The 9383-nt window shown below is 67.8% G+C and carries 5 protein-coding genes and 2 pseudogenes; 2 read left to right on the forward strand and 5 right to left on the reverse strand.

Features of this window, described 5'->3' with window-relative positions; translation table 11 throughout:
- Positions 1 to 509, forward strand: a pseudogene (locus tag U9980_RS01615) (glycogen debranching enzyme GlgX); the annotation flags it as partial.
- Between the two features lie 54 nt (positions 510 to 563).
- Here U9980_RS01615 and glgP read toward each other — a convergent pair.
- From glgP to U9980_RS01640, 5 genes are all read right to left on the reverse strand, one after another.
- Positions 564 to 3122, reverse strand: a complete 2559-nt coding sequence (gene glgP / locus U9980_RS01620; RefSeq protein WP_322766373.1) for an alpha-glucan family phosphorylase — start codon at positions 3120 to 3122, stop codon at positions 564 to 566.
- A gap of 103 nt (positions 3123 to 3225) precedes the next feature.
- On the reverse strand, positions 3226 to 5247 hold the full coding sequence (gene acs / locus U9980_RS01625; protein ID WP_322766374.1) for an acetate--CoA ligase: 2022 nt from the start codon (positions 5245 to 5247) through the stop codon (positions 3226 to 3228).
- A 138-nt stretch (positions 5248 to 5385) separates the two neighbouring features.
- Positions 5386 to 6879, reverse strand: a complete 1494-nt coding sequence (locus U9980_RS01630; protein ID WP_322766375.1) for an MFS transporter — start codon at positions 6877 to 6879, stop codon at positions 5386 to 5388.
- Positions 6880 to 6984: 105 nt separating this feature from the next.
- On the reverse strand, positions 6985 to 7602 hold the full coding sequence (locus tag U9980_RS01635) for a TetR/AcrR family transcriptional regulator (RefSeq protein ID WP_322766376.1): 618 nt from the start codon (positions 7600 to 7602) through the stop codon (positions 6985 to 6987).
- A gap of 202 nt (positions 7603 to 7804) precedes the next feature.
- Positions 7805 to 8623: a sucrose-6-phosphate hydrolase gene (locus U9980_RS01640; protein ID WP_322766377.1), complete on the reverse strand. Its 819-nt coding sequence runs from the start codon at positions 8621 to 8623 to the stop codon at positions 7805 to 7807.
- A 462-nt stretch (positions 8624 to 9085) separates the two neighbouring features.
- On the opposite strand from U9980_RS01640, the pseudogene U9980_RS01645 reads away from it, so the two are divergent.
- Positions 9086 to 9383, forward strand: a pseudogene (locus tag U9980_RS01645) (hypothetical protein); the annotation flags it as partial.

Here is a 9383-nt window from a genome sequence, read left to right on the forward strand (position 1 = left end):
CCGGCGGCCCGTCATCCCCGACCGACCCCGCCGGAGACGATCCGATGCTGCTCGGGCTCGTCAGCGGCCTGGTGGCGCTGCGACGGGCGTCGCAGACACTGCGCCGCCAGGCGTTCTTCCACGGCGGCCCGTCCAGCATCGGGTCGCTCGCGGACATCACCTGGTTTCGCGCCGACGGAACAATCATGCCGGACGCCGACTGGAACTCACCACTGGTCCACACGGTCGTGGCCCATCTGTCCGGACGGACGCTGCCCTGGCGCACGCCGGACGGCGCCACCGTTACCGGCGACAGCTTCCTGCTCATCCTGCATCCCGACCCTGGTGAGGTGGCCGTCGTCCTGCCGGGTGAGCCGTGGGCCAACGCCTACGAGCTGCTGCTGGACACCTCCGCCGAGGACCTCGCCGGCTTCCCCGGTACCCTCAACGGACCTGCCCGGCACCTGGACGCCGATCAGGAGCTCCACGTCACCGGACGCGCGGTCCTGCTCCTGCGCGCCACCGGATAACCGGGTGGGGGGCTGCCGGGGTGCGACCGGGCCCCCCACCCGGTGGCGGCAGTGTCAGTCGGGATTCGCCACGAGCCCGAGTTCCGCCGGCGAAGCGAGCTGCGGATGTCGTGGAAGCACCCGGACGGTGTAGCCGAAGGCCCCCGTCCGCCGCAACGGGATGGTGCCTTCGAAGCGCAGCCCGCCGCCCTCGCCGGCACCGGTGTGGGCCAGCGCGACGGTGGCTGAGTCGAGCAACCGGTCGGCCTCGTCGATGCGACCGTAGGACGCCTGAACCTCTACGTCCCCAAGGTCCAGGCCACCGAGCTCGACAGTTGCCCGGACCACCAACGACTGCCCGACCTGGGGGGTGTCACCGAGCCCGGCCGAGTCGACGTTGACGACCCGCACGGCTGGCCATGCCTGGCGGATCCGTGCCTTCCAGCCCGCGAGCTCGCGTGCCCCGAGCAGCCCGTCGGCCGCGGCCACCCGCGCAGAGGCCGCGGCGGGCAGGTAGTACCGCTCGACGTATTCCCGCACCATCCGGGTGGCGAGCACCTGCGGGCCGAGCGTGGACAGGGTGTGCTTGACCATCGAGGTCCATTGGCGAGGAGGCGCGCCCGCGCCGGCGACGTCGTAGAACCGTGCGGTGACCGTGTTCTCCAGGAGCTCGTACAGGGCGACCGACTCGAGGTCGTCACGCCGGTCGGGGTCCTCGACACCGTCCGCGGTGGGGATCGCCCAGCCGTTCTGCCCATCGAACATCTCGTCCCACCAACCGTCCCGGATGGACAGGTTGAGGCAACCGTTGAGCGCGGCCTTCATGCCCGACGTTCCGCACGCCTCCAGCGGGCGCAGCGGGTTGTTCAACCACACGTCCGCACCGGAGTAGAGGAAACGCGCCATCCCGATGTCGTAGTCCGGCAGGAACACGATGCGATGACGGACCTCGGAGGAGTCCGCGAACTGCACGATCTGCTGGACGAGCTGCTTGCCGCCGTCGTCGGCCGGGTGCGCCTTGCCGGCGATGACCATCTGGATCGGGCGCTGCGGGTGGCGCAGCAGCCGGGTGAGCCGTTCCCGGTCCCGCAGCATCAGAGTGAGACGCTTGTAGGAGGGGACCCGACGGGCGAACCCGATCGTCAGGATGGCCGGGTCGAACACGCCGTCGATCCAGTCGAGCTCGCTGGGTGCGGCGCCACGCTGCAGCCACGACGTGCGCAGCCGCCGCCGAACCTCGGTCACCAGGCGTTCACGCAGTTCTCGACGCATCGACCAGACCGCGTCGTCCGACACCTGGGCGATCTTTGCGAAACCCTCGCCGCCATCCTCGAGGGGAGATGGACCGAGCTCCCGGTCAGCAAGTTCGATCACGCTGCGCGATACCCAGGTGGCAGCATGGACGCCATTGGTGACCGAACCGATGGCGACCTCGGCCGGGTCGAACCCGGGCCACAGGCCCGAGAACATCTCGCGGCTGACGATTCCGTGGAGCCTGCTGACCCCGTTGGAGCGCTGAGCCAGCCGCAGGCCCATGTGGGCCATGTTGAACATGTTCGGGTCTGACTCCGCGCCGAGATCCAGCACGCGGTCGACGGGCACGCCCGGCCAGGCGTTGTCCCCGCCGAAGTGACGGGCCACCAGGTCCCTGGGAAACCGGTCGATTCCCGCGGGCACCGGAGTGTGGGTCGTGAACAGCGTGCCGGCGCGGGCCGCCTCCAACGCCTCGTCGAAGCTCAGGCCGGTCTCGGTCAGCTCGCGGATGCGCTCCAGGCCGAGGAAACCCGCGTGGCCCTCGTTGGTGTGAAAAACCTCCGGAGTCGGGGCACCGGAAACCGCCGAGTAGGCCCGCAACGCCCGAACCCCGCCGATTCCCAGCAGCATCTCCTGGAGCAGGCGATGGTCGGTGCCACCGCCGTAGAGCCGGTCGGTGACACCCCGCTCGGCCGGCTGGTTGTCCTCGACGTCGGAGTCGAGCAGGAGCAGCGGCACCCGCCCGACCTGCGCCTTCCAGATCTGCGCGTGCAGGGTGCGGCCTTCGGGAAGCCCGATCGCGATTTTGACCGGAGCGCCCGAGGCATCGATGAGCTGGGTCAGCGGCAGGCCGTGGGGGTCGATGCCGGGATACCGCTCCTGCTGCCAGCCGTCCCGGGACAGCGACTGCACGAAATAGCCAGCCCGGTAGAGAAGACCCACCCCGACGATCGGCACCCCGAGATCGCTGGCGGTCTTGAGATGGTCGCCGGCGAGAATCCCCAGGCCGCCGGAGTACTGGGGCAGCACCTCGGTGATGCCGAACTCCGGGGAAAAGTAGGCGATCGCCCTCGGGGCATCGGGCAGCGCCTGGTACCAGCGTGGAGCGGTCAGGTATTCCTGCAGGTCCTCGGCGGCGTCGTGCAGGCGGCGGATGAAGCGGCGATCAGCTGCCAGGGTCTCAAGGCGCTCGTGGTCGACCTCGCCGAGCAAGCGAACCGGATCCCCTTTGCAGGAGCGCCACAGTTCGGGATCAACGGACTCAAAAAGATCGAGTGTCTCCGGGTGCCATGACCAGCGGAGGTTCAGCACAAGCTCGCCGAGCGGGAGGAGTTGCTCGGGGAGCTGTGCACGGACGGTGAAGCGTCGAAGGGCTCTCACGAAGTTGTGAGCCTAGACACCGCCGAGCGCCGGAATCCACCCGGGTGTCGGCGGGCCAGGATGGCGCCGGGCCCTCGGCCACCCGACGCCCCGAACCCCCTGCTCACTCGTCCGGGCCGGCTGCGGCGACTTTCGCGGACAAAGCCCCCATTACCATCGGATCGCGCAGAGTCGTGACGTCGCCGAGCTCGCGCCCCTCGGCGATGTCCCGCAACAGCCGTCGCATGATCTTCCCTGAGCGTGTCTTCGGGAGGTCGTCGGCCCAGATCACCTGCTTGGGACGGGCCAGCTTCCCTATTCGCGCGGCCACATGGTCGCGGATCTCCTTTACCATCGCATCGTCGCCGACACGATCCCCAACCAATGTGACAAAAGCAACAATGGCCTGGCCGGTCTGGTCGTCGGACCGGGCGACGACGGCAGCCTCCGCCACCGCCTCGTGGGCGACGATCGCCGACTCGACCTCGGCCGTCGACAGGCGGTGGCCCGACACATTGATCACATCGTCGATCCGGCCGATGATCCAGAAATAGCCGTCGGCATCGCGCCGGGCCGCGTCACCGACGACATACACGCTCCGACCGAATCGGGAGAAATAGGTCTGCACGAACCGTTCGTCGTCCTGATAGAGCGTCCGAAGCATCGACGGCCACGGCTTGGTGATCACTAGGATGCCGGTGCCCTCGGTGATCGGCGCGCCATCCTCGGACAGCAGTGCCGGTGAGATCCCGGGCAATGCGGTCGTGGCCGAACCAGGCTTGGTCGACGTCACACCCGGCACCGGAGAGATCATGATCGCACCGGTCTCGGTCTGCCACCAGGTGTCGACGATGGGGCAACGCCCACCGCCGATCACCTTGTGGTACCACAGCCACGCCTTCGGATTGATCGGCTCGCCCACGGTGCCCAGCAGTCGCAGGGAGGACAGGTCGTGCCTGCCCGGGTACTGCGGGCCCCACTTGATGCACGTCCGGATCGCCGTCGGAGCAGTGTAGAAAATCGTGACCTTGAACTCATCGATGATCTTCCACCAGATGTCCCGGTCGGGATAATCGGGAGCGCCTTCGAACATCACGCTGGTCGCGCCGTTGGACAGCGGCCCGTAGACGATGTAGGAATGCCCGGTGATCCAGCCGACGTCAGCCGAGCACCAGTAGACGTCCGAGGCCTGGTCAAGGTCGAAGACGAGCCGGTGGGTGTAGGTCGCCCCGGTCAGGTATCCCCCGGTGGTGTGCAGGATGCCCTTGGGCTTGGCCGTGGAGCCGGAGCTGTAGAGAATGAACAGCGGATGTTCGGCATCCATCGGCTCGGCCGGGCACACCGGGTCGACCCGCTCGCACAGCTCGTCGTACCAGACGTCCCGGCCGGCGAGCATCGGGGCGGGTATGCCGGTCGAACGGACCACGACGATGTGCTCAAGGGTTTTCACCTCGCCGAGTTCGGCGTCCACCGCCTCCTTGACCGGGGCCGTCCGACCCTTGCGGCGGGCGCCGTCCACAGTGATCAACAGTTTGGCCGCGGAGACCTCCATCCGCTCACGGACCGCGGACGGGGCGAACCCGCCGAAGACGACGTTGTGGACGGCGCCGATCCGGGCGCAGGCGAGCATCGCCACCACGACTTCGGGAATCATCGGCAGAAAGATCCCGACAACGTCGCCCCGGCCGACCCCGAGGCTCTTGAGCCCATTGGCCAGCCGCTGGGTCGCGGCCAGCAGGTCGATGTAGGTCAGCGCCCGTCGTTCGCCCTCCTCGCCGACCCAGTGGAAGGCGACCTTCTCACCGCGGCCGGCTGCCACGTGCCGATCCAGGCAGTTCGCCGAGACGTTGAGACGGCCGTCGGCGAACCAGCGGTAAAAAGGCGGGTTCTCATCATCGAGCACGGTCGTGAACGGGACGTCCCATGCCAGCAGGGTCCGGGCTTTGTCCGCCCAGAAAGCCACCGGGTCGGCGGCGGCCGAGTCGACATCGGCCGCATAAGCCTGCCGGGGGATGAAATCGGCCGGCGGATCGAACCGGTCGACCGACAGCATCCGCTCCAGCTCATGTTCCAGACCCCTGCCTGCGACGCTGGTCTCGGTCTGGTCGGTGCCGGCGATACCGGTGCCGTCCGCGGTGCTGGTCATGGGTCCTCCTGCGTCCGGCTGCCATGTCATCCGCATCCGGGTGTACCACGAAGTGCCGACAACCCACAGGATCCCGCCACGGTGGCGGGCCCGGCCCTGCCCGATCCGGGCACGCCACCGGGCACGCCACCGGGCACGCTACCCCGCGTGTACGGCACCCGCCTGCGCCGGCACCTCGTCCTTTCCGGCCCGGACGAGGACGACGATGGTCGCCAACGCGAGCAGAATCAGCACCGCGCCCCAGACGAACGCCGTCGTGTAACCGGAGATCTGCGCCTGGGCCGTGCTCTGCGGGCTGGCGCCGTGGTCGATGACATAGTTCGTCACCGCGGTGGCGAACACCGTGTTGAGCAGTGCCGTTCCCAGCGAACCACCGACCTGTTGGGTGGCGTTGACCAGGGCACTGGCCACACCGGCGTCATGGGGCTCGACACCGATGAGCGCAAGACTCGACATCGGTACGAATATCAGGCCAAGGCCGATGCTCATGAGCAGCTCACCGGGCAGGACGTGACTGACATAGCTGGTGTCGAGACCGATCTGGGTCAACGTGAACAGACCGACCACCGTGAGCACGGTTCCGACGACCATCGGGACCTTGGGCCCGGTACGCGGCATGAGCTGGCTGGCGAGCCCGGCTGACACGATGATCCCAGCGCTGAACGGCAGGAAGGCGAATCCGGTCCGCAGCGCGCTGTATCCGAGACTCACCTGGAAGTAAAAGGTGAGAAAAAGGAACATGGCGAACAGGCCGCCACCGATGAGCAGGGACGACAGGAAGGATGCGCCGCGGTTGCGTTCCCAGACGACCCGTAGTGGAAGAAGCGGCGCGGCGCTACGTGCCTCGACGATGACGAACCCGACCAGCAACGCTCCTGCCGCCGCGAGGAACCCGAGCGTGACCGCCGAGCTCCAGCCGTCCTCAGCCGCCTTGGTGAAACCGTAGACCAGGCTGACCAGCCCGGCGGTGACGGTCAGCGTCCCGGGAATGTCGTAGCGCGCTTTCCCCTCGGCCCGGCTCTCCCGCACGATCGGCAGTGCGGCGGCGGCTGTGAGCAGCGCGATCGGGACGTTGACCAGCAGGCACCAGCGCCAGGAGGTGTATTCGGTCAGCACGCCGCCGAGGATGAGCCCGAGCGCGGCGCCGCCACCGGCAATCGCGCCATAAACACCGAAGGCGCGGGCACGTTCTCTGGTCTCGGTGAACGTGACCGTGATGAGGGAGAGCGCTGCCGGCGCGAGAACCGCGGCGAATGCTCCCTGCAGCGCACGGGCGGCGAACAGGAACGAGGCGTCCGGAGCGAGGCCGCCGATCGCCGATGCCGTGGCGAAACCGAGCAGACCACCGACAAAGGCGCGCTTTCGCCCGATGAAGTCGGCGATCCGGCCGCCGAGAAGCAGCAGGCCACCGAATGCCAAGGTGTACGCGGTGACGATCCACTGCCGATCAGCCACGGAAATGTGCAGATCAGTCTGGGCCTTGGGCATGGCGATGTTCACGATGGACGCATCGAGCACTATCATCAGCTGAGCCACGGCAATAATTGCGAGCGCAAGCCATCGCCGGGAGTCGACGCTGCCCCCGGCCTCCGCTCCGATGCTTCCATGTGGGCGTTCAACAGTCGTAGTCACTGATGCTCCTTGACCAGCCAATCCGAAGATGACGGAATAATTCGGGCGCCGGTGGACGCGCGGCCGGACACGGTGTCAGGGAATCCGGTGTCAGAAAATCCAGCTTCAGTCGTCCTCGGCGCGTACCGAGGTCATCAGCGGAAGCAGCACGTCATCGATCATATGTTCGATGAATGCACTGTCAAGCGGTTCGCCGGTGATGAGCAGCCGAGAGAAGAGCAGTGCGGGCATCAGCTCGTGAAAGACGTCGGCAGCCGCGGACGAACGCAGTTCGTCCCTGTCCATCGCGCGCTGCACGATGAGATCGCCGATCCAGCGCTTTTCTTCAAGCATCGGGACCCGCAGCGCCGCCGCGAGGTCGGGTGACCCCCGCATGGCCAGCAACACCCCGGCGATCAGCGCGGCATCCTCCCGGGACACATGGTCCACTATCTTGCAGACGGCATCCACGAGGTCACCGCGCAGACTGCCGGTGTCCGCGGGGACGATGTCGGCGCCACCGCTCCGTCGGCGCACGGCCTCGATGACGAGTTCGTCCTTGTTGGCCCACCGCCGGTAGATCGTCGCCTTGCTCGCCCGCGCCCGGGCTGCAACGGCGACCATGCTCATCCGCTCGTAACCGACCTCGACCAGCAGCTCGAGTGCGGCATCAAGAATGGCCTGCTCGCGGGCATCATCCCGGGGTCGACCCGGGGATCGGCCACACGGCGACAGGGAGATCATCGCAATCCCCGACTCCTCTCGACGTCCGATCATTTTCAATACAGTACCGTACTGTACCTGAACTCAGCCAACCCCGGTGGCCACGACACGCCACAGGACGACTACGGAAAGCAGTACAGGGCAATGCGGCGCAGGGCGATGGAGACGTAGCCGGCCGAGTGGTAAGCAGAAGTGGTAAGCAGAAATGCGGCGCGCGCGCCGGTCAACCCACGGGGAGCTGCGCGGCGAGAATCTCCAGCAGCTCCTGCCCGCCCAGCAGTCCGGCCGCGGCGGTGATCCGCAGATTCGCGGCGCTCCAGCCGCTGTCGTGCAGCTCACCATGGGCGGGACGGACAGCGACGTCCGCGCCGGTGAGCATTCCGCGGTCGAGTAGCGAATCACCCGCCGCGGCCAGGCCGACGTCCCCGACCCGGCGCACCACTTCGGCGAGCGCCGCCTCCTTGGTCAGAACGGCCGGCACGAGGTAGACCTTGCGTCCCTGGATGGACAGGATCCATCCGTCGGCGGCAAGGTCGGCAGCGACCTCGCGGAGATCGGGGACCCCGGCACGCTCATAGGCGACGAGATACACGAACAGGTCGTCTGCAACCCGGGTGACCCTGACCCAGCCGTCGGCGGCGAGACGCTCAGCCACGGCCCGGACGCCGGCGAGCGGACCCGCCGCTGCCTCGATCCGGGCGCGGACCCGGGCCGCCCAGTCCTCATCCGGACGGCCGTCCACCAGTAGGTGGCCGCCGTTCGTCGTGATCGCGAACCTGGGACGCACACCGAGATCCACTCGCGCGTACTGGGCCCGCGTCCGCGTGGTGACCGGGACGAGGGTGGCCACGGCATCCAGCCGCGCGATCAGTTCGGCGGCCCGAGCGGTACAGAAGGCGGCCGGCTGGCCGTCAATCCGCTCAACAGTCACCAGCGCGGGTTCGCCGCTGCCTGCAGCGAGCCGGAAGGAACTCCGACTGTAGATCAACGTCTGATCAAGATCGCAGGCGACCAGCCAACGCGACGGCGGCGGAGGAGTCACAGCCGCCGACTGCGGCGGAGGTCGTGTGTCGATGGCCAGACTGTACGACGCGGATACCCGAACGATCCACACCATTACGAGAAGCCACCGTACGCACACGGCGACCACCCGTCACGATGACCAGATGGATCTGGAGGATGACTGCACCGCCAGCGCCCGCGAGTGTGAGAACCGAGGGTGAGACACGAGGGTGAGACACGAGGGTGACAGGCCCGGCGGGTGGACCGTTCGTCCACAGTCGGGGGCTCCGCCCGCGGCTTTTCCACAGCCCGGCAGACGGTGTTCCGTTCGACTCGCGGATCGGCGAGGCTTGTGTGCATGGCCCCGGGCCCCGGCCAGCACTCCTGGCAGAAGACAGCCGACAACCAGTGCGGCGTTATCGCGACCCGCACTGCCAGGGCGGCTGGCACAAGCCGGTCGACAATTCGATGGCGGGTCAAAGCCGGACAATGGCAGCTGCCCATGCCCGGGGTCCTCCTAACCCGACCCGAGCCGCTCACCCGTATGCAGCTGTTGTGGTGCGTGGTCGAGTCCATCGGCCCCGGGGCTGTTCTCGGCGGTGCGTGCGCGGCGGCTCTCGGCGGTCTGCACGGGTTTGCCGAGGAGAACGTCACCGTCCTGGTACCGCCACAGCGGCGGCCGAGCCCGCGCCCCGGCGTTGTCATCCACCACAGCGCACGGCTCGGCCCCATGGACCTGTGTCCGGCGCTGTATCCGCCACGAACCCGGCTGGCTCGTTCCGTTGTCGACATGGCCAACT

The sequence above is a fragment of the Protofrankia sp. Cr1 genome (assembly GCF_963555865.1).
GTDB lineage: Bacteria > Actinomycetota > Actinomycetes > Frankiales > Frankiaceae > Protofrankia.